19 protein-coding genes are annotated in these 19,363 nt (G+C 63.0%); 8 read left to right on the top strand and 11 right to left on the bottom strand.

The window, feature by feature from the left end:
* Positions 1 to 94 precede the first annotated feature (94 nt).
* A complete protein-coding gene (locus R2E40_RS07975) occupies positions 95 to 385 on the top strand; it encodes a hypothetical protein (RefSeq protein ID WP_201886461.1) in 291 nt (96 codons plus the stop codon).
* Between the two features lie 55 nt (positions 386 to 440).
* Here R2E40_RS07975 and R2E40_RS07970 read toward each other — a convergent pair whose 3' ends face one another.
* Entirely contained in the window at positions 441 to 629 is a 189-nt protein-coding gene (locus R2E40_RS07970) for a hypothetical protein (RefSeq protein WP_201886462.1), read from the bottom strand.
* Between the two features lie 285 nt (positions 630 to 914).
* Positions 915 to 2,816: a biosynthetic arginine decarboxylase gene (gene speA, locus R2E40_RS07965; RefSeq protein WP_024943754.1), complete on the bottom strand. Its 1,902-nt coding sequence runs from the start codon at positions 2,814 to 2,816 to the stop codon at positions 915 to 917.
* Positions 2,817 to 2,843: 27 nt separating this feature from the next.
* Here speA and R2E40_RS07960 point away from each other — a divergent pair, with 27 nt between their 5' ends.
* The 3 genes from R2E40_RS07960 to R2E40_RS07950 all read left to right on the top strand — a co-directional run bounded on the left by R2E40_RS07960 (position 2,844) and on the right by R2E40_RS07950 (position 6,973).
* The gene (locus R2E40_RS07960) at positions 2,844 to 3,101 is read left to right on the top strand and encodes a hypothetical protein (protein ID WP_024943755.1); all 258 of its coding nucleotides are present in this window, start codon (positions 2,844 to 2,846) and stop codon (positions 3,099 to 3,101) included.
* A gap of 782 nt (positions 3,102 to 3,883) precedes the next feature.
* Positions 3,884 to 5,107, top strand: coding sequence for a peptidase T (gene pepT / locus R2E40_RS07955; RefSeq protein WP_318165165.1), 1,224 nt, complete (start codon positions 3,884 to 3,886; stop codon positions 5,105 to 5,107).
* A 141-nt stretch (positions 5,108 to 5,248) separates the two neighbouring features.
* Positions 5,249 to 6,973 carry a lysophospholipid acyltransferase family protein gene (locus R2E40_RS07950; protein ID WP_318165164.1) on the top strand — a complete coding sequence of 575 codons (1,725 nt, stop codon included), beginning with the start codon at positions 5,249 to 5,251 and terminating at the stop codon, positions 6,971 to 6,973.
* A 62-nt stretch (positions 6,974 to 7,035) separates the two neighbouring features.
* Here R2E40_RS07950 and R2E40_RS07945 read toward each other — a convergent pair whose 3' ends face one another.
* From R2E40_RS07945 to R2E40_RS07930, 4 genes are all read right to left on the bottom strand, one after another.
* Positions 7,036 to 7,347, bottom strand: coding sequence for a SelT/SelW/SelH family protein (locus R2E40_RS07945; RefSeq protein WP_029303416.1), 312 nt, complete (start codon positions 7,345 to 7,347; stop codon positions 7,036 to 7,038).
* A 37-nt stretch (positions 7,348 to 7,384) separates the two neighbouring features.
* Positions 7,385 to 8,506, bottom strand: a complete 1,122-nt coding sequence (locus R2E40_RS07940) for an adenosylhomocysteinase (protein WP_016350268.1) — start codon at positions 8,504 to 8,506, stop codon at positions 7,385 to 7,387.
* Between the two features lie 186 nt (positions 8,507 to 8,692).
* On the bottom strand, positions 8,693 to 9,430 hold the full coding sequence (locus R2E40_RS07935) for a hypothetical protein (RefSeq protein ID WP_318165163.1): 738 nt from the start codon (positions 9,428 to 9,430) through the stop codon (positions 8,693 to 8,695).
* The gene (locus R2E40_RS07930) at positions 9,430 to 9,990 is read right to left on the bottom strand and encodes a YceI family protein (protein WP_011705502.1); all 561 of its coding nucleotides are present in this window, start codon (positions 9,988 to 9,990) and stop codon (positions 9,430 to 9,432) included. Before R2E40_RS07930 ends, R2E40_RS07935 begins: the two co-directional genes overlap by 1 nt.
* Positions 9,991 to 10,100: 110 nt before the next feature.
* On the opposite strand from R2E40_RS07930, the gene R2E40_RS07925 reads away from it, so the two are divergent.
* Positions 10,101 to 11,003: a LysR family transcriptional regulator gene (locus tag R2E40_RS07925; RefSeq protein ID WP_043166406.1), complete on the top strand. Its 903-nt coding sequence runs from the start codon at positions 10,101 to 10,103 to the stop codon at positions 11,001 to 11,003.
* A gap of 23 nt (positions 11,004 to 11,026) precedes the next feature.
* Here the strand turns inward: R2E40_RS07925 and R2E40_RS07920 are convergent, their stop codons facing one another.
* Entirely contained in the window at positions 11,027 to 11,443 is a 417-nt protein-coding gene (locus R2E40_RS07920) for a hypothetical protein (protein ID WP_135320140.1), read from the bottom strand.
* 66 nt (positions 11,444 to 11,509) lie between these two features.
* Between R2E40_RS07920 and R2E40_RS07915 the strand changes: the two genes are divergently transcribed.
* A complete protein-coding gene (locus tag R2E40_RS07915; protein ID WP_318165162.1) occupies positions 11,510 to 13,240 on the top strand; it encodes a formate--tetrahydrofolate ligase in 1,731 nt (576 codons plus the stop codon).
* Positions 13,241 to 13,511: 271 nt separating this feature from the next.
* Here R2E40_RS07915 and R2E40_RS07910 read toward each other — a convergent pair whose 3' ends face one another.
* Together R2E40_RS07910 and folE are read right to left on the bottom strand one after the other, a co-directional pair.
* Positions 13,512 to 15,167 carry a methyl-accepting chemotaxis protein gene (locus tag R2E40_RS07910; protein ID WP_060388980.1) on the bottom strand — a complete coding sequence of 552 codons (1,656 nt, stop codon included), beginning with the start codon at positions 15,165 to 15,167 and terminating at the stop codon, positions 13,512 to 13,514.
* 410 nt (positions 15,168 to 15,577) lie between these two features.
* Positions 15,578 to 16,234, bottom strand: a complete 657-nt coding sequence (gene folE, locus R2E40_RS07905) for a GTP cyclohydrolase I FolE (protein WP_011705496.1) — start codon at positions 16,232 to 16,234, stop codon at positions 15,578 to 15,580.
* A gap of 304 nt (positions 16,235 to 16,538) precedes the next feature.
* Between folE and moeA the strand changes: the two genes are divergently transcribed.
* Together moeA and moeB are read left to right on the top strand one after the other, a co-directional pair.
* Entirely contained in the window at positions 16,539 to 17,765 is a 1,227-nt protein-coding gene (gene moeA / locus R2E40_RS07900) for a molybdopterin molybdotransferase MoeA (RefSeq protein ID WP_318165161.1), read from the top strand.
* On the top strand, positions 17,762 to 18,517 hold the full coding sequence (gene moeB, locus R2E40_RS07895) for a molybdopterin-synthase adenylyltransferase MoeB (RefSeq protein ID WP_318165160.1): 756 nt from the start codon (positions 17,762 to 17,764) through the stop codon (positions 18,515 to 18,517). Before moeA ends, moeB begins: the two co-directional genes overlap by 4 nt.
* Before the next feature lie 78 nt (positions 18,518 to 18,595).
* Here the strand turns inward: moeB and R2E40_RS07890 are convergent, their stop codons facing one another.
* Entirely contained in the window at positions 18,596 to 18,886 is a 291-nt protein-coding gene (locus R2E40_RS07890; protein ID WP_017410450.1) for a Bor family protein, read from the bottom strand.
* 175 nt (positions 18,887 to 19,061) lie between these two features.
* Positions 19,062 to 19,337 carry a Bor family protein gene (locus tag R2E40_RS07885; RefSeq protein ID WP_227291474.1) on the bottom strand — a complete coding sequence of 92 codons (276 nt, stop codon included), beginning with the start codon at positions 19,335 to 19,337 and terminating at the stop codon, positions 19,062 to 19,064.
* Positions 19,338 to 19,363 lie beyond the last annotated feature (26 nt).

Here is a 19,363-nt window from a genome sequence, read left to right as displayed (position 1 = left end):
TGCAACAGGCCCGGGGATCAGTTCGACGCCCAAGAAACAGTTCGGCGAGAGGAAGCTCGCATCACGACAAACTAGTTCAGGCGAGGTATCGCAAATGGCGAAGTACCAGTTTTTCTCTATCCCGGCCTCCAACCGGCAGCAGTACACCTTTATCGACATGGCCTCCCCCACCTTCCTGCCCGAGAAAGAGGCGCTGCTGGCGCAGGGGTTCGAGGTGGAAGAGGATTTCATCGACGCGGCCAACCCGCGCGAGGCAGTGGAGAAGTATCACTCCAACTTCCTCTACGTGGCCGATGAGATAGGCAAGTCGGACGCCGGTTACGCCGCGGCCATCGCCCTGCAGGAGCTCGGCAAGGGACTGCTGGGGCAGAAGCGGGGCAATTGAGCTGATAAATGAAGTGCGGCCATCGGCAAGCTGCCGATGGCCACAGCAATATGGTTCAACCGCAGGCGAGCTGGCGGAGCATCTCGATAAGCTCCTCTTCGCTGCTGGGCTCATAGGCCAGCTGCAGGCAGGGCGCTGCGCCCCCCATCAACATGTAGACGTGGGTGCTGCAGTGATCGTAGTGATACCACTTACCGTCGATACAGACGTCGGTATAGCATCTCGGGTCCCTTTCAAGTTCCATACGCACATCCTTTTGTTACATCCCTTCAACATCACTCTGACCGTAAGATAACCCGGCCGCTGCAAACTTGATGCAGATCAAGGGAAGCGACGGCCGACGCGGATATCTGCCGGATCTGCAGCCCATGGTGCCCAACACCGACATCCATCAGCCACACAAAGCGCAAGAGTCACCCAGCCGGCGCCCGCTGCGGCGGATCGTGCACAGCAAAAACGGCGCCCGCAGGCGCCGTTTTTTTATCTCCGCACCACGTGGTCTCGCGGGGCGGGTGAACAAGCCTCGGGCTTATTCGTCTTCCAGGTAGGCGTAGCCTTGCAGACCCAGCTCCAGCTCGTCGAGCAGGGCCTTGCGGGTCGCGTCGTCCAGCGCCGGGTGGGAGACGATGCGCTGGTAGTTCTCGCGGATGACGGACGGGTCGATGTTGACGTAACGCAGCAGCTGATCGACTGTGTCGCCGCGCACTACGTTGCGAATGTCCATCTTGCCTTCGTCATCGAGCCACACTTCCGCGCAGTGGGTGTCACCGAACAGGTTGTGCAGATCCCCCAGGATCTCCTGATAGGCACCGACCAGGAAGAAGCCGACGTGGCACTCTTCGTTCTCGCCATACACCGGCATCGGCAGGGTGCTCTCGACCCCCAGACCGTCGACGTAGTGCTCGACCTGACCGTCGGAGTCGCAGGTGATGTCCATCAGGATGCCGCGGCGGGTGAGCGGACGCTCGAGACCGGCCAGCGGCATCACCGGGAACACCTGACCGATACCCCAGGCATCCGGCAGGGACTGGAACAGGGAGAAGTTGGCAAAGCACTTGTCAGCCAGTTTCTCGGAGAGCTCGTCAGCCAGCGCACGGTGGTTGCGGTTGACCGGGTTGAGCAGCTCTTTGAGCGCCAGACAGGTGTTCTGGTGCAGCATCTCGGCCCAGGCGCGTTGCTCCAGGTTGAGCAGCCCCATGGTGTACTGGGTATTCACGTCACCGAGATCTGCCACCGAGTCGTGGAAGATCTCCAGCAGGGAGGGATCTTCGCTGCGCAGGTCCAGCCAGCCTTTCCACATGTTCTGCAGAATGGTGGGCGCATCGTCGTCCGGTGCGCTGATGTCGTTCATCTCCACCCCTTCGGCACCAATGATGTTGGTAACCAGCACGGCGTGGTGAGCGGTCAGGGCACGGCCGGACTCGCTGATGATGGTCGGGTGCGGCAGGTCGAACTCGCGGCACACATCGCCGATGCCCCACACCACGTTGTTGGCGTACTCGGAGAGGCTGTAGTTGGCGGAGCAGTGGCTCTGGGAACGGGTTCCCTCGTAGTCCACCCCCAGGCCGCCACCCACGTCAACCACTTCGATGTTGGCACCGAGGCGACGCAGTTCAGCGTAGAAACGGCCGCACTCGCGGATGCCGCCCTGGATGTCGCGGATGTTGGCGATCTGGGAACCCAGGTGGAAGTGCAGCAGTTGCAGGCAGTCCAGCTTGCCCAGCCCGCGCAGACGCTCGATCAGCGCCAGGATCTGGGAGGCGGACAGACCGAATTTGGACATGGAGCCGCCGCTCGATTCCCACATGCCGGAGCCGGTGGAAGCGAGCTTGGCACGCACCCCGATGTTGGGCTTGATGTTGAGACGAGCTGACTCGTCCAGCACCATTTCCAGCTCGGAGGGCTTTTCCACCACGATGTAGACCTTGTGGCCCATCAGGTTGCCCAAGAGGGCGTGGCGGATATATTCGCGGTCTTTGTAACCGTTGCAGACGATCACCGAGCCTTGCTCATGGTGATGGGACAGCACGGCCAGCAGTTCCGGTTTGGAACCAGCTTCCAGGCCAAGCCGGGGCTTGTCGCTGTAGGACTGGCTGATGGTCTCGATGACGCGACGCTGCTGGTTTACCTTGATCGGGTAAACGCACAGGTAGTCCCCTTCATAGCCTGACTTCTCGATGGCCTGACCGAAGGCGTTGAACAGCGCATCGACCCGACTCTTGAGGATGTCGGGGAAACGCAGCAGTACCGGAGTGGTCAGCCCGGATTGACGCAACTGTTCGATGGCGTCGGAGAGCACGATCTGTGCATCAGGGCGTGATTTGTCGGGAGCGACGGTCACATGACCGGCGTCATTGATGTTGAAAAAACCCGCACCCCAGTAGGGAACGTTGTAGACCTTCAAGGAGTCCTTGCTGGACCAGTTAGTCATGGGCTATGCCTCGCAAATGAGCGGCCGGTGGCCGCCTTCGTTACCCTCAATCACATCCAGACCATCGATGACAAGGTGCGGCGCGCCGAGGCGGCCTGCCGGCTCGGGAAGGGCGACTCCTGCAACCTGCGCGCACTACGCGGCGGGTTGACCCGGGCCCTTCCGTCACATCCCTTGCACATCGCGGCAAGCCTAGGCTGCCTGGTGGATCTTGGGGAAGTAACGAGTCTTGATGTGGGGCTGGTGGCTTTACATCAAGCTCAACGGTATGCGGTGCTGCGCTAACAGCGCCGCGGTACTTTGATGACGGACAGCATCAGCCACGCGGTCCGTTCATCATTCGGCAGCCATCACGACAGCAAGGGAAGGTTTCAAGGAAGAGAAGCGAAGGCGTCAGCACGCGTGCGTGTTGATAGACGACAACAACCACAGCCAGCTCAGCACCAGTGACCGCCCATGACAAGGGAAGATGATGAGCCGTTGGCTCACTCGGTCAACTGGACATTGAGTGTCCGTTGTTCTCCCTGATACCGGAGCCTAACCGGTATTAAAGAAACCATACCCTAGCAGTGTCTGTCGTTGCTGCGTGCCTCGCCCTATAGGCGTCTGATCTTCCGGGAGTCTGGCGGCCTCTGCCTGCTCAGGGTTACCCTTGGATCGGCGCGGAGTGTACACACTTACCGCCAGCGGTGACAATAAAAAATAGTGTTCAAAAACTGCTTTTAATAAGGCGATCAAATCTTGCCGCCAGCAGGCCTGGCAAGCGGGGGAAGAAGTCCGTCCACCCCCTCTTTTCCACCCTGAAAATAACGCCGGTTTGCGCCATCCGTTGTCGCCCCCGACACCATAAGTAATGAGCGCCTGCCTGGCCACATCACAAGCCGCTTAAAAATGTCAGCAATTGGATATTTTATGCTGCGCTTGATATCAACAACCACAGCCTGAACCACCTTACACGTTTACAGCCAGATCTTCGCCAAAAAATGCGGCAAAAACTGCGCTGACGCAAAAAGCCGCGCCGCCAGATTGGCCACAATGGCCCCTCCCCACCGGTACGAGGCTTGCCAATGGATACCTTGCTTGAGCGTTTTCTGCGTTACGTGACTTTTCATACCCGCTCCGATGCGACCAATCCCGCCTGTCCCAGCAGCGAGGGACAGCTCGTCTTCGCCCGCGCCCTGTGCGACGAGATGCAGCAGATGGGACTGAGCCGGGTCACCCTGGACCAATACGGCTACCTCACCGCCTGCCTGCCGGGCAACCAGCCGGACGCGCCGGCCATCGGCCTCATCGCCCACATGGATACCGCCGACTACGAGGCGGCGCACGTGGTGCCCCAGATCATCGAAAACTATCAGGGCGGCGACATCTGTCTGGGCAAGGGGGATGAGGTGCTGGCCATTCGCGACTACCGCTTCCTGAAAAACTACCTGGGGCAGGATCTCATCACCACCGACGGCAGCACCCTGTTGGGGGCCGACGACAAGGCGGGCATCGCCGAGATCCTCAGCGCCATCGACCACCTGCTGGCCCACCCCGAGATCCCCCGCGGCGATGTCTGGATCGGTTTTACCCCGGACGAGGAGATAGGCCGCGGCGCCGACCGCTTCCCGCTGGACCGCTTCCCGGCCAAGTGGGCCTATACGGTAGACGGTGGCGAGCTGGGCGAGCTCGAATACGAGAACTTCAACGCCGCCGGCGCCACCGTGCGCTTTATCGGCAACAACGTGCACCCCGGCACCGCCAAGGGCAGCATGATCAACAGTCAGACCCTGGCCGCCCGCTTCCACGCCGCCATGCCTGCCGAGCAGACCCCGGAGGCGACCGACGGCTATCAGGGCTTCTTCCACCTGGCCCAGATGAACGGCACAGTGGAAGAGACCAGCCTGCACTACATCATCCGCGACTTCGACGACGAGGGCTTCGCCGCCCGCAAGGCCCAGCTCAAGGAGCGGGTCGCCTCGCTGCAACTGGAGGCCCCCAGGGCGCGCATCGAGCTCACCCTGACCGACAGCTATCGCAACATGCGCAGCCAGATCGAGCCGCACATGCACATCGTCGAGCTGGCCAAGGCCGCCATGCTGGCCGCCGACGTCACCCCGAGGATCAAGCCCATTCGCGGCGGTACCGACGGGGCGCGGCTCTCCTTCATGGGCCTGCCCTGCCCCAACCTGTTTACCGGCGGCCACAACTTCCACGGCAAGCACGAGTTCATCCCGCTGCAATCCATGGAGAAAGCGGTCACCACCCTGGTGGCGCTGGTGCGCCTGACTTCGGCCTGGCGCGGCTAAACCGGCCATCGTCGCCGCCATGACCCAAGAGGGGAGCCGGTTAACCGGCTCCCCTCTTTGCCATCAAACTGTCATCCCGCTGCCATGGGGCGGGAACAGAAGGGCGTCACGCTAGGGCAATGACTCATCGGAGCCCAGCCCATGTTCAGTGTCGATGCCCTGCTACAACAACACCTGCCCCGCCTCTCGGCCCACGGTCTGCTGCGCCCCCTGCTCCGGCAGGGGCTGCGCTGGCTGCTGCACGAGCAGGCGTTTCAACGCTTTGCCACGAGTCATCCTCACCTGCGCGGACTCGACTTCGTCGAGCAGGCGCTGACCGAGCTCGACTTCGACTATCGGGTGAGCGAGGCCCAGCTCGAGCACATTCCGGCCAGCGGCCGGGTCATCATCGTCGCCAACCACCCCATCGGCTCCCTCGACGGGCTGGCCCTGCTGCGCCTGCTCGGCCGCATCCGGCCGGACGTCAAGATAGTGGCCAATCAGCTGCTGGCCCAGCTGACGCCGCTGCGCCCCCTGCTGCTGCCAGTGGACAACCTGGGCGGCAAGACCGACCGGCGCGCCATCCTGGCGATGGGGGAGCACCTGGCGAGCGAAGGGGCCTTGGTGATCTTTCCCGCCGGCGAGGTGTCGCGCCTCGGCCCCAAGGGGGTCAAGGACGGCCCCTGGCAGGCGGGCTTCATCAAGCTGGCTCAGCGCACCCGTACCCCACTGGTGCCCATCCACCTGGACGGGCGCAATAGTCTCTCCTTCTATCTCGCCGCCTGGCTCCACAACGACTGGGCGGGGCTGTTGCTGGTCAAGCAGCTGTTTCGCCAGCAAGGGAAACGCATCGGCATCACCATCGGTGCCCGCATCCCGGTGAGCGGAGTGCAGGAGCTGCCCGCCAAGAGCGCGGCCCGGCTGGTGCGCAGCCACCTCTACCGAGTCGGGCGCGGCAAGCGGGGTTTGCTGGCCACCGAGGCCCCCATCGCCCTGCCGGAAGAGCGCCGTCAGCTCAAACAGGCCATCGACGCCTACGAAGCGCTCGGCCACACCCCGGACGGTCAGGGGATCTACCTCTACCGACGCCACGAGCTGAGCCATTCGGTGATCCTGCGCGAACTGGGGCGCCTGCGGGAAATCGCCTTTCGGGCGGTGGGGGAAGGCTCCGGCAGGCGGCGGGATCTCGACGCCTTCGACGATGACTACCACCACCTCATTCTCTGGGATCCGGCCCGGCTCGAGATCATCGGCGCCTACCGTTTCGCACCGGTGGCCGAACTGCTGGCCAGCAAGGGGCTCGATGGCCTCTACAGCCACACTCTGTTCGGCTTTGAAGAGAAATTGCTGCCCAGGCTGGAGCTTGCCATCGAGCTTGGCCGCAGCTTCATCCAGCCCGCCTACTGGGGCAAGAGGGGGCTCGATTACCTCTGGTTCGGCATCGGCGCCTATCTGGCGCGTTATCCTCGCTATCGCTACCTGTTTGGCCCGGTGTCGCTCTCCGGCAGCCTGCCGGCGGCGGCCAAGGATCTGCTGGTGAGCTTCTATCGCCAGCACTTTGCCCCCGAGCTCGCACTCGCCCCCTCGCGCCGCCCCTACCCCGCCACGCCGCCACTGTTTGCCGGGCTGGATTACGGCGCAGATCTGCGGGAGCTCAAGGCCCGCCTCGACAACCTGGGTTGCACCATCCCCACCCTCTACAAGCAGTACTCCGAGCTGTGCGAGCCAGGTGGCGTGCAGTTCATGGATTTTGGCATCGACCCCGACTTCAACCACTGCATCGACGGCCTGGTGTGGGTGGATGTGAGCCGCCTCAAGCCCCACAAGCGGGCCCGCTATATCGGCCTCCCCGCCGAAGATGAGCCGAGCACAGCTGCCGACCGTTGAGCGGGCGCCACAACGAGAGAGGGAGGCCAGTGCCTCCCTCTCTTTGTCATTGATGATACGGCCTACTCGGCGGCCGGCTTGCGATCAGCGTGACCCAGGTCACGCTCGGGGGCGATGACATCGCGTACCCGCTGCTTGATCTCCTTGGCCTCGGGGAAGCCATCGTCGGCCACCCGATCCCACACCAGCACCCCGTCCACCAGGATGCGAAACTCCCCCTTGCTGGCCGGTACCAGCGCCACCTCCCCCAGATCGCTGTCGAAGGTGGAGAGCAGCTCCTGGGCCAGCCAGGCGGCGCGCAGCATCCAGCGGCAGAGGGTGCAGTAGCGGATCTCGATGCGGGGTTTGGGGGTGGGCAGCGTCGTGTCGCTCATGTGGTCACTCCATCAATGGCGGCTAAGAAAAAGGCACTCACTGGGCAACCCCGTGGAAGTCGGCCAGCCAGTGGCGGGCAATGGTGCGCATGGTCGACTGCGGCAGGTCGAACAGGCCGGGAGCCAGCGGCTGCAGCGCCAGCTGACGCACCCCTTCGATGATCTCCGCCAGCACCAGATAGACATATTCACCGATGACGGCGCCGTGGACGAAGTTGACCGCCTCACCCCGGTTGAGCAGGAAGATGGTGCTGCCGTCGGGGCGGGTCAGCGCCAGCACGTGGGGGCACACCTCCTCGCTCGGCCAGGGCAGCTGGGCGAGGCAGAACGCAAACTCGTCGTCCGCCGAGGTGACCGAGGCAACCATGGTGCCGGGGCGCAGCTGCTGCAGATCTGCCAAGTCCAGTGCGCCGTTGCCGGTGGAGCAGATCACCAGTTCGGCCCGACCGAGGGCCTCGGCCTTGCCCACCAGCTTGAAGCCGTGGGAGAGTGCCTCCACCTGGCGCAGCACGTCGGTCTCCACCAGCTCCAGGTGCAGATTGCGGCATCTGAGCTCGCGGGCGATGCTGCGGCCCACCTTGCCGTAGCCGAACAGGGCGGCCTGGCAGACATTGAAAGTACGGTTGAGGGTGCGGGCCAGGGATTCGGCGGAGTAGACCACGCTCAGGCCAATCTGGATATCCTCGGCCTGCTTGAGCGGGCTGCGCGCCACCGAAATGACCGGGGTGGCCAGCACCTCCTGCTCGTAGCGCTGATGGCCGTTTTCGGTCATCTCCACCACCCCGAGAAAACGGGGGCCAAAGTACTCGCTGAGGGTGACCTGGGTCCTGGCGAAATAGCCCCCGATATCGAGGATGATCAGCCGCTCATGGGGTGCCACCAGCGGGGCTATGTGCTCGATCACTCCCTGCGGGGTGTTGGTCCACTGGCGATTGAGGGGCAGTACCGGATAGTGTTGCTGGGCCCAGGTCAGGGTCGGTCCATGCACTGACTTGGGTTTGGGCAGGATGGCGCCGATCCGCCCGATCTGATCGAGGGCCTGGATAAACTGGGGGCGATCGGGAAGCAGATGGGTAACCAGCAGAATGCAGAGCCCGTCGAGACGTCCCTGCTCGGTGAAATGGCGAAAAAACAGATGCTCAGATCCTTGACTGCGCAACTGTGGCCTCCTTAGCGCGCCGCAAACAAGCAGGCAAACAGAACCCGGTCAGACCGGGTTCTGTGTGTATCCAGATAATTGAAAAACCTTTTTATCTGAAACCACTATGGGGCTCAATCTTTATCTGTGCAGACTATGACACAGCCGTCAACTTTCGGGTTAATTGACTGTTTTTTATGCTAAAAATCAGTACAACGAGGCTTCCGGCCACACCTTCCAGAGGCTGAGTCCGGCCCCCACACCCGCCAGCAGGATCAGCAGGGCCCAGCGCTGGATCCAGGGCTTGCTGCGCAAGGTCCACTCCAGCAGCGGCAGCAGCCAGACCGGCAGCAGCACCAGCAGCGGTACTTCCACGTATTGCCAGGCGAGCATCTGGACAAAGGCCAGCGCCAATCCGAGCGCCGCGGGCGCCACCTGGCTACCGGCAAAGGCCCCGAGCAGGGCACGGAAACCGGCGAAGGCCGCCAGCGCGCCGGCCAGCTGGGCAATCAGCAGGCTGCCGTCTATACCGATCACCAGCGCCAGCCAGATGAAGCCGAGGGCAAAGCCGAGCCCCTCGCGGCTGTCTTCGCGCAGCCTGGTCCATCCCAGCCAGGCGATGGCAGGCAGCAACGCCAGCCAGATGGCAGGCTCGCTCGCCAGCACCGAGGCCAGCCCCTGCCACCACACCAGCGCCCCCAGAGCGGCAAACAGCGCAAGCCCGGCCCGCTGGTCAGCCAGTTGCGCCGCCAGGGCGGGCACCAGCAGAGTCAGCGGCAGCCACTGCCACGCCTTGACCGGCAGCCCGTAGGCACCGCCCAGCAGGCAGCCCACCAACCAGAGCGCCAGGGCGCCCCACAGATACCCCAGCCGCGGCCAGCGCCACGACAACAAAGCGGCTCCCAAAGGAGCCGCCAGGGTTTGCAGCAGGAGTGCCGCGCCCATTACTTGCGCACGCCTTCGACGAACAGATTGATGCTCATCTCGTCGGGGATGTTCGGCACCATGTAGTTCACGCCAAAATCGCTGCGCTTGATGGTAGTGGTGGCGTTGAAGCCGCTGCGGTAGCCACCCCAGGGATCCTTGCCTTCACCGATATGGACCAGATCGAAGGCCACTTCCTTGGAGACACCGTGCAGGGTCAGGGTGCCTTTCAGTACGCCCTTATCCTTGGTGCCCTCATAGCCGGAGCTGACGAAGGTCATCTTGGGGAACTGCTTCACGTCGAGGAAATCGGGGCTGCGCAGGTGTTTGTCGCGCGGCTCGTGGTTGGAGTCCACGCTGGCGGCATCGATCTCGAAGCTCGCCTTGGCCGCCGCCGGGTTGGCGTCGTCCATGCTGAAGGTGCCGCTGAAGGTATTGAAACGGCCCACCAGTTCGGAGAAGCCGAGGTGACCCACCTTGAACTGCACCGTGGTGTGCGCCGCATCGACGTCGTAATCGGCTGCCATCAGGGGAGCCGCCATAAACAGGCAGGAGGCCAGCAGGGCCTTGGTCATTTTCATCCGTTCGTTCCTTCATATTGGGGGTTCACAACAACAGCCAAGATGCTAACCTCCATATCGGAATAGATAATCAGCGATTTATTAAAATAATTATCAACTGAGAGTGAAAGATGGACCAGATAGCCGCCATGCGCACCTTCATCAAGGTGGTGGAGTGTCAAAGTTTTACCAAGGCCGCCAACCAGCTCGGCATCTCGGTCGCCATGACCTCCAAGCTGATGCAGCAGCTGGAGGAGTCGCTCTCCACCCGGCTGCTGTCGCGCACTACCCGTCAGGTCAACCCCACCGAGGCTGGCCAGTTCTACTACCAGCGCTCCCAGGCGCTGCTGGCGGAACTCGAAGAGACCCACAGCCAGCTGACCCGCAACAACCAGCAGCCCCAGGGCACCCTCAAGCTGTCGGTGCCGATGGATTTTGGCTACCTGCACCTCTCACCCGCCCTGCCGCTGTTTCGTGAACGCTACCCGGATCTGAAGCTGGAGATAGAGTACAGCGACCGACGGGTGGCGCTGGTGGAAGAGGGGTTCGATCTGGCGCTGCGCATCGGCAACCTGCCGGACTCCTCCCTGGTGGCCAAGCCGCTGGCCATGATGCGGCTGGAGGTATGTGCCAGCCCGGCCTATCTGGCACGCCGAGGCACGCCGAGCACCCCGGAGGATCTCAAGCAGCACGACTGCCTGCTCTACACCCTGACCCAGCCGGACTGGGTGTTCAAACGGGATGGCGAGCAGCTGAGCGTGCGTCCGCAGGGGCCGCTGCGGGCCAACAACGGGGTGGCCCTGACCCGAGCGGCCTGCGACCATCAGGGCATCATACTGCAGCCCACCTTCATCGTCGGCGATGCGCTGCGCTCCGGCGCCCTGGTGTCACTGCTGCCGGAGTGGGAGAAGGGGCAGGTGGGGCTCTATGCCCTCTATCCGCACCGCCGTTTCGTCTCGGCCAAGGTGCGCTGTTTCATCGAGTTCGTGCAGGAGCGCTATCTCGCCCCCCACTACTGGGATCGCAAGGCTTAAGTCTTGCCGCGGTGACGGGATGGCTATGAAGCGGCGCTATCGGCAGGCAGCGGCAGCTCGGCCACCAGCAGCAAGTCGCGCAGGCTCAGCTGCCAGCGCGGCAAGCGCTGGCGCAGGGTCGCCAGCTGCGCCTCGTCAAAGGCATAGGGCAGGGTGATGTGCAGGCAGTGGCAGTCGAGCATGCCGGCCAGCTGCAGGGTCAGGATGAGATTGGCTTCGTCGGTCTTGTGCTTGTTGATGCGCTTGCCCAGTTCGTGGCGAAAGTGGGTCTCGGGATCCTGGGTCATCGCCTGCCAGCCATAACCAAACAGCGGAATGAAGGCGCTGACGACCCCCAGCGCGGTCAAGGGTTGTTTGGGCGGGTGATAGAGGGCGTTGAGATCCAGCTCGATGGGCGTTAGATGCAGCTCACGATTGCCGGACAAAATATTATTACTCATTGGATAACCCTGTTGATTCCACTAGACTGCGCCGCATATTTGACCTGACATGCCAACGAGGTGCTGATGCTAAGCGATATCGAGATCTCCCGCCAGTCCCCCCGTCTCCCCATTCACGTGCTGGCCGAACGCCTCGCCATCCCTTCGCACCAGCTCCATCCTTACGGTCACTACAAGGGCAAACTCAGCCTCGGGCTGCTCAAGTCTCTCCCCAAACCGGCGGGCAAGCTGGTGCTGGTGAGCGCCATCACCCCCACCCCGCTTGGCGAGGGCAAGACGGTGACCACCCTCGGCCTCTCCATGGGGCTCAACCATATCGGTCAGCCCAGCATCGCCACCATCCGCCAGCCGAGCCTGGGCCCGGTGTTCGGGGTCAAGGGGGGCGCCGCCGGTGGCGGTCACGCCCAGGTGGTGCCGATGGAGGAGATGAACCTGCACCTCACCGGCGATTTTCACGCCCTCACCGCCGCCCACAACCTGGCGGCGGCGGCCCTCGATGCCCGTCTGTTCCATGAGCGCAAGCTCGGCGACCAGTTCAGCGCCAGAACCGGTTTGCAGCGGCTCAATATCGATGCAGACAACATCCTCTGGCCACGCACCCTCGACATGAACGACCGCGCCCTGCGCCACCTCACCGTCGGCCAGGGCAGCGCTGCCGATGGCATCGAGCGCCAGGATCGCTTCGTCATCACCGCCGCCTCCGAGCTGATGGCCATTCTGGCGCTGGCGAGCGATCTGAAAGACCTGCGCCAGCGCATCGGCCGCATCCAGCTGGCCCGCGACCTGCGCGGCAAGCCCATCACCGCCGAGCAGCTGGAAGTGGCGGGGGCCATGACGGTGCTGCTCAAAGAGGCCCTGCAGCCAACCCTGATGCAGACCACCGAGCAGACCCCGGTGCTGGTGCACGCCGGCCCCTTTGCCAACATCGCCCACGGTAACTCCTCGGTGATCGCCGATCGCATGGCCCTCGGCCTCACCGATTACGTGGTGACCGAGGCGGGCTTTGGCTCCGACATGGGGCTGGAGAAGTTCTTCAACATCAAGCACCGCCAGTCCGGCATCACGCCGGCCTGCGTGGTGCTGGTAGCGACGGTGCGCGGCCTCAAGGCCAACAGCGGCCTGCTCGACATTCGACCGGGCCAGCCGCTGCCGGAAAGCCTGCTGCGCGAGGATCTGCCGACCCTCGAGCAGGGCTGCGCCAACCTCGGCTGGCACATCGCCAATGCCCGCCGCTACGGGGTGCCGGTGGTGGTCGCCATCAACCGCTTCCCCACCGACAGCGAGGCCGAACTGGCCTTGCTGGCCCGCGCGGCGCTACAGGCCGGCGCTTGTGGCAGCGCCATCTCCAGCGCCTTTACCCAGGGTGGGTCCGGTGCCAGCGAGCTGGCCCAGGTCGTGGTGGCCGCCTGTGAGCAACCGGGCAAGGTCAAACTGCTCTACCCCGACGAGATGAGCCTCGACGCCAAGCTGGCAACCCTGGTGGAGTGCGGTTATGGCGGGCGCGGCGTGCAGCTCTCTGAGCGCGCGCGCCGCCAGTTGGCGCAACTCTCTGCCGAGGGGTGGGGTCACTTGCCGGTCTGTGTGGCCAAGACGCCGCTCTCCATCAGCCATGACCCCGCCCTCAAGGGGGTGCCGACGGACTTCGAGGTGCCCATCGAGGAGGTGAAGCTCTGCGCCGGTGCCGGTTTCGTCTATGCCCTGGCGGGCCCCATCATGACCATGCCGGGGCTTGGCAGTCTGCCGGCCTACCGTCATATCGATATCGATGAAGATGGCGATATCGTCGGCCTAAGCTGATGGTTGATGGTTGATGGTTGATGGTTGATGGTTGATGGTGAGTGCCAGTTGCAGGCCAAACCACCGCCTCGACAGCCTGCCACCGGTTACCGTCATATCGATATCGACGATAACGGCAATATCGTCGGCCTGAGCTAAATGGTCGGATAAAGGGTCTGGCGCCGACCGATGACGCTGCGCTCATCAACCCTGCGATCAACAAACCTGTCAGAAACAACAAGGCCCCGCCGATTGGCGGGGCCTTCTGTTATTTGCCTAGTGGCAGCAAGATTTAGAGGGTGAAACGCTGGGTCATATGGTGCAGCGTATTGGCCAGCTTGCTCAGCTCCACGCAGGCCTGGGCGGTCTGCTGAGCCCCCAGGGCGTTCTCGTCGGCCGCATTGTGGATGTTGACGATGCTGCGGTTGAGCTCCTCGGTCACCGCGTTTTGCTCCTCGGTGGCGGTGGCGATCAGGGTGTTCATGTCGGTGATCTGGGTGACGGCACCGTTGATGGTGTCGATGCTGCTGCCCGCTTCCCGGGCCAGCCCCACGCTCTCCTGCATCTGCTGGCGACTCAGCTGCATGGCGCTGCCCGCCTCGGCGGTACGCTCCTGCAACACCTCGATCATCTTGCTGATCTCGGCGGTGGAGTTCTGGGTACGCTGGGCCAGAGAGCGCACCTCGTCGGCAACGACCGCAAAGCCGCGACCCTGCTCGCCGGCACGGGCCGCCTCGATGGCCGCGTTGAGCGCCAGCAGGTTGGTCTGCTCGGCGATACCGCGAATGACGTCCAGCACCATGCTGATGTTGTTGCTGTCCTGCTCCAGTTGCTGCACCACGGCGCCCGCCTGCTCAATCTTGACCGACACCTCCTCGATGCTGCTGATGGCGCTGCGCACCACCTGGTTGCCCTGGGTCGAGGTGCGGGAAGCATCCTTGGCGGCACTCATGGCGTCCGTGGTGTTGCGGGCCACCTCGTTGACGGTGGACTGCATCTCGTTCATGGCAGTGGCGACCTGAGAAACCTCGCTCTGCTGGCGAGCCATGCCGGTGGCGGATTGCTCGGAGATGGCGCTCACCTCCTCCACCGCGCTGCTGAGCTGGCTCACCGAGCCGGCGATCTCGCTCACCAGATCCGCAAGCGAACCCTGCATGCGATCGATGGCGGCGCCGAGCTGACCCAGCTCGTCGCGCTTGAAGCGACTGCCGCGGATCCACTCCTGCAGTTCGCCCTTGCCCAGATCACCGCTCGCGATGCGCTGCGCCTGACGGGCCAGCATCACCAAGGGATCGCGGATCTGGCGGGTCAGCACGGTGGAGAGCACGGCCGCCAGCCCCAGACCCAGCAGCAGGGCGATGATGATGCTCAGCTTGGCGCTGTCGAACGCCTCCACCACCTGGGCACGGGAGTTGACGGAGTAGCCGTGGTTGATGCGGATCAGATCCGCCACCGACTTGGCCAGATTGGTATAGAGGGTGATCCCCTCGCTCATGAACAGCTGCTGGGCCTCGGCCAGCTGGCCGCCATCCTGCATCAGCCGCACCCGCTGGTGCAGGGCGACGTACTTGTCCCAGTCCTGCTTGACGATATCGAAGGTGCGACGCTCCTCCACATCCTCTGCCCAGATGGTGGCGTCGTGGGCTTTTACCTGGCGGGCAACCTCTTGCAGGCTCTGCTCGCTGAGATCCCGATAGTGGGCTCTCTGCTGCGGATCGGCCGCCACCAGAAACACATCCAGTTCATAGCGGCGCAGGGTGTTAATGGTCTCACCCAGGGTGCTGGTGCGCACCACAGCGGGCAGTATGCTGTCGGTAAAGCCGATGGCCGCCCGGTTCATGTTGCCGAACTGCAGCAACGAGAAGCCGCCGATGAAGGCCATCATCAGGCCGAGCACGGCAAAGCCGGCGGTGAGTTTCTTGCCAATGGTCATGGTACTGGTATTCATGGCATGTCCTGGATATGAGTGAACAGATAACGCTCGTCTAGACCGTAGCGATACGATCCGCGGTCACCGCCTCCATGGCGGCTCATCCAGCCTTGATGAATCTATGTCCTTGCATGAACGAGGCGAACAGTGTTGCCAAAGTGCCGATCAGCCCAAGCGCCGAGCCCAAGCCACGATGGCACATGGCAGGGAAACGGCAGCAAGAACCCGGTCGAGAGAGCAGCCGGAACAGGCACCTTGCCGGCTTGGGTGCGTTCCCCAGGAACGCACCCAAGCCATGAAAAGGTATATCGACCGGGTCTGCCAATCCCTTGAGGAAAATCGTCGGGTGACCGGCGAGCAGCCAGGGGAAGGAAAAAGGAGGGGAAAGCGAGGAGACATGCCGCAGCGGCGGCACGTCTCCGGGCAGATCAGCGCTTCAGGCCGGCCAGAAATTCGGCACGGGTATCGGGCTGGGTCTTGAACACCCCACCGAGGGAGGTGGTGGTGGTGTAGGAGGTGGAGTCCATCACGCCGCGGGCCTTCACGCAGAAGTGGGTCGCCTTGATGCTGATGGCCACATCCTTGGTGCCGAGCAGGGTCTGCAGCGCCAGCAGGATCTGCTGGGTCAGTCGCTCCTGCACCTGGGGACGGCGGGCAAAGAACTGCACGATGCGGTTGATTTTCGACAGCCCGATCACCTTGCCACGGGGGATGTAGGCCACGTGGGCCAGCCCGTCGATGGTGACGAAGTGGTGCTCGCAGGTGCTGGTGAGGCTGATGTCCCGCACCATGATCATCTCGTCCACCTTCATCTTGTTCTCGATCACCGTCACCTTGGGGAAGGTGGCGTAATCGAGGCCGGAGAAGATCTCATTGACGTACATCTTGGCGATGCGGTGCGGCGTCTCCGCCAGACTGTCATCGGCCAGATCCAGCCCCAGCGTCTCCATGATGGCGCGCATGTGGCCTTCGATCTTCTCCCGCTTCTGCTGACCGTCCAGTGCATTGGCCACCAGAGGTGTTTCGAGGCCCTCGGCCTCGAGGGCGGCCCTGACCAACAGGGCTTCCCGACTTAAGCTCGTCATCTTGTTCCTCTCCCACGCTCAGGGACTGTGATGGCCGCCTTGTCTATGACGGCATTCTGTTTTGGCGCAATAGTAAACGGCGATTATTGTCATAATTCAAGCTAACTCAAGCCCGTTCCCTGACTTTATGCCAATCCGGCGAATTTTACCCCACCAGACCTGCCCATTCGGGGGGCGCCCCCCGCGGGGTAACCGTCTATCTGCCCGGCTGGCATGTTTTATCCCGGCCCAACCTGCCCATCCAGCTGGATTTTTGGGATAATCCGCCCTCTACTCCCCCTCCATCACACAATGAGGTCATGACATGGGATTTGATACCAGCGGACTACTCCCCCTGAGCGACGCCCTGCAGGGCATGCTGGCACAGCTTGACGGCTGCTGCGACAGCGAACAGCTGCCCCTGCCAGAGGCCCTTGGCCGGGTACTCGCCATGGATATCGCCTCCCCTCTCTCCGTGCCTCCGTTCGACAACTCCGCCATGGATGGTTATGCGGTGCGGCTGGCGGATCTCGCCGGCGGCACCCCCCTCATCATGGCGGGCAAGGCTTTTGCCGGTCAGCCCTATCAGGGCGAGTGGCCCGCCGGCCACTGCGTGCGCATCATGACCGGCGCCCCGGTGCCGGCCGGGACGGATGCGGTGGTGATGCAGGAAGAAACGCAGGCCGACGGCGACAGGATCACCTTTTTGACCACGCCGGTGCCCGGCCAGAACATTCGCCGCCGCGGCGAAGACATCCGCGAGGGCGCCAGCGTGCTCGCTGCCGGTACTCGCCTCACCGCCCGGGAGATGCCGCTGCTGGCCTCCCTCGGCATTGCCACCGTGCCGGTACGTCGGCCGCTCAAAGTGGCCATCTTCAGTACCGGTGACGAGCTCAAGCCGGTCGGCACTCCTCTCGCCCATGGCGACATCTACGATTCCAACCGCTACGGCGTGCGGGCCATGCTGGATCGCATGGGCTGCGATTGCCTCGACCTTGGCATCATCCCGGACGATCCGGCCCAGCTGCGCGCCGCCTTCCAAAAGGCCGACCGCGAGGCCGACGCCCTCATCACCACCGGCGGCGTCTCGGTGGGGGAAGCGGACTTCACCAAACAGCTGCTGGAGGAGCTCGGCGAAATCGGCTTCTGGAAGCTGGCCATCAAGCCGGGCAAGCCGTTTGCCTTCGGTCGCCTGCCTCACGCCTGGTTCTTCGGTCTGCCGGGCAACCCGGTCTCCGCCATGGTCACCTTCGATCAGCTGGTGCAACCGGCGCTGGCCAAGCTGGCCGGCCAACGTTTCGAGCGCCCGCTTCAACTGCAAGCCATTGCCGCAGAGCCGCTCAAGAAGGCGCCGGGCCGACTCGACTTCCAGCGCGGCATCCTGACTCAGGGGCCAAACGGCCTGGAGGTACGCAGCACCGGCTCGCAGGACTCCGCCGTGTTCAGCTCCCTGTCGCGCGCCAACTGCTACATCGTTCTTGAGCGCGAGCGTGGCCGCGTCGCGGCAGGCGAGACGGTCACCGTCGAACCATTCGGGGGATTGCTGCTGTGAGCGAGATCCTGAGCGACGCCGAGCTCTTGCGCTACAACCGCCAGATCATCCTCAAATCCTTCGACTTCGAGGGGCAGGAGGCGCTCAAGCAGGCCAGGGTGCTGGTGATCGGCGCCGGCGGCCTCGGCTGCGCCGCCAGCCAGTATCTGGCGGTGGCCGGGGTTGGCCAGCTTACCCTGGTCGATTTCGATCGGGTGGAGCTCTCCAACCTGCAGCGCCAGGTGCTGCACACCGATGAGCGCATCGGCCACTACAAGGTGGACTCCGCCGCCCAGTCGCTGCGCGCCCTCACCCCCTGGCTCAACGTGGAGACCCACGCCGCCGTGGCCGACGAGGCGCTGCTCGATGCCCTGCTGCCCCGCCACCAGCTGGTATTGGATTGCACCGACAACCTGGCCATTCGCAACCTGCTCAACCAAAAGGCCCGCCAGCACGGCGTGCCGCTGGTCAGCGGCGCCGCCATCCGGCTGGAGGGACAAGTCTGCAGCTTCACCTGGCAGGAAGGGGAACCCTGCTACGCTTGCCTCAGCGCCCTGTTCGGCGAGCAGGCCCTCACTTGCGTCGAGGCGGGGGTGCTGGCACCTGTGGTGGGTCTGGTGGGCAGCCTGCAGGCGCTCGAAGCAATCAAGCTGCTGGCCGGCATGGGCAAAAGCTACAGCGGCCGCCTGCTGATGATCGACGGCCTTGGCGGCACCTTTCGCGAAATGAAGCTGCCCAAACGCCCCAACTGCCCGGTCTGCTCGCACGGGTGACCCCCCAGCAAGCCTTTTCGCCAACAAAAAAAGCCGACCCAATGGGGTCGGCTTTTTGCAGCATGCGTACGGCGGGGATTAACCAGCGCAGTAAACACGCGCCTCGCGCGGGGTGTAAACACCGAAGGTCACTGCGCCCAGCAGGCCATTGAGGAAGGTATGCTGCGCTTCAACACGCACTACCTTGTCGGCACCGTTGCAAACGGCGGCGGCATCGATGGTTTTGCTCTGACCCAGGCCGGAGATGAAGAAGTGGTGGGTCACTTCTTTGGTGGGTTTCACTGCATTACCGGAATGCACGGTAAAACCTTGCTGAGCACAGCCTGCCATCATCATTGCAACGGCTGCAGTCAATACCATTTTTTTCATTTTATTATCCCTGACAACATTATTTTTTCCCGGCTATGCCGGTGCCACGCAAAGAAACATTCCTGTTAATTATCAAATAGATAAATAAAGGAGTATTCCTAGGTGCGCGCACACTATCAAAATCCAGAAAGGGCAACAAGGCTTTATTTGAGACTTTATAATATCTGTCCAAAAATCACAGTCTGCAATAAACCCGGGCCGTCCTCGGGGTATATATTCCCAACGTCAAGACGGTCATCAAGGTATCCTGCGGGCTCTGTTGCATTTCTACTCGTACAACTTTCTGCGGATCATCATGGCAGGCCAGAGCTGCATCAACCATCTCACTCTGGCCAATCCCCGCCAGTACGAAATCATGGCTCACTTCTCGGGTTGGCTGACCCGGGTTACCCTCGTGCACGAAAAAGGTTTGCTGGGCACACCCCGACAACAGCAAGGCGCCGCACGCCATCCATACTATTTTTTTCATCTCTCTTA

Source organism: Aeromonas sp. CD (assembly GCF_033349375.1).
Taxonomy (GTDB): Bacteria; Pseudomonadota; Gammaproteobacteria; order Enterobacterales; family Aeromonadaceae; genus Aeromonas; species Aeromonas hydrophila.
This window is presented reverse-complemented; position numbering and strand designations above follow the sequence as displayed.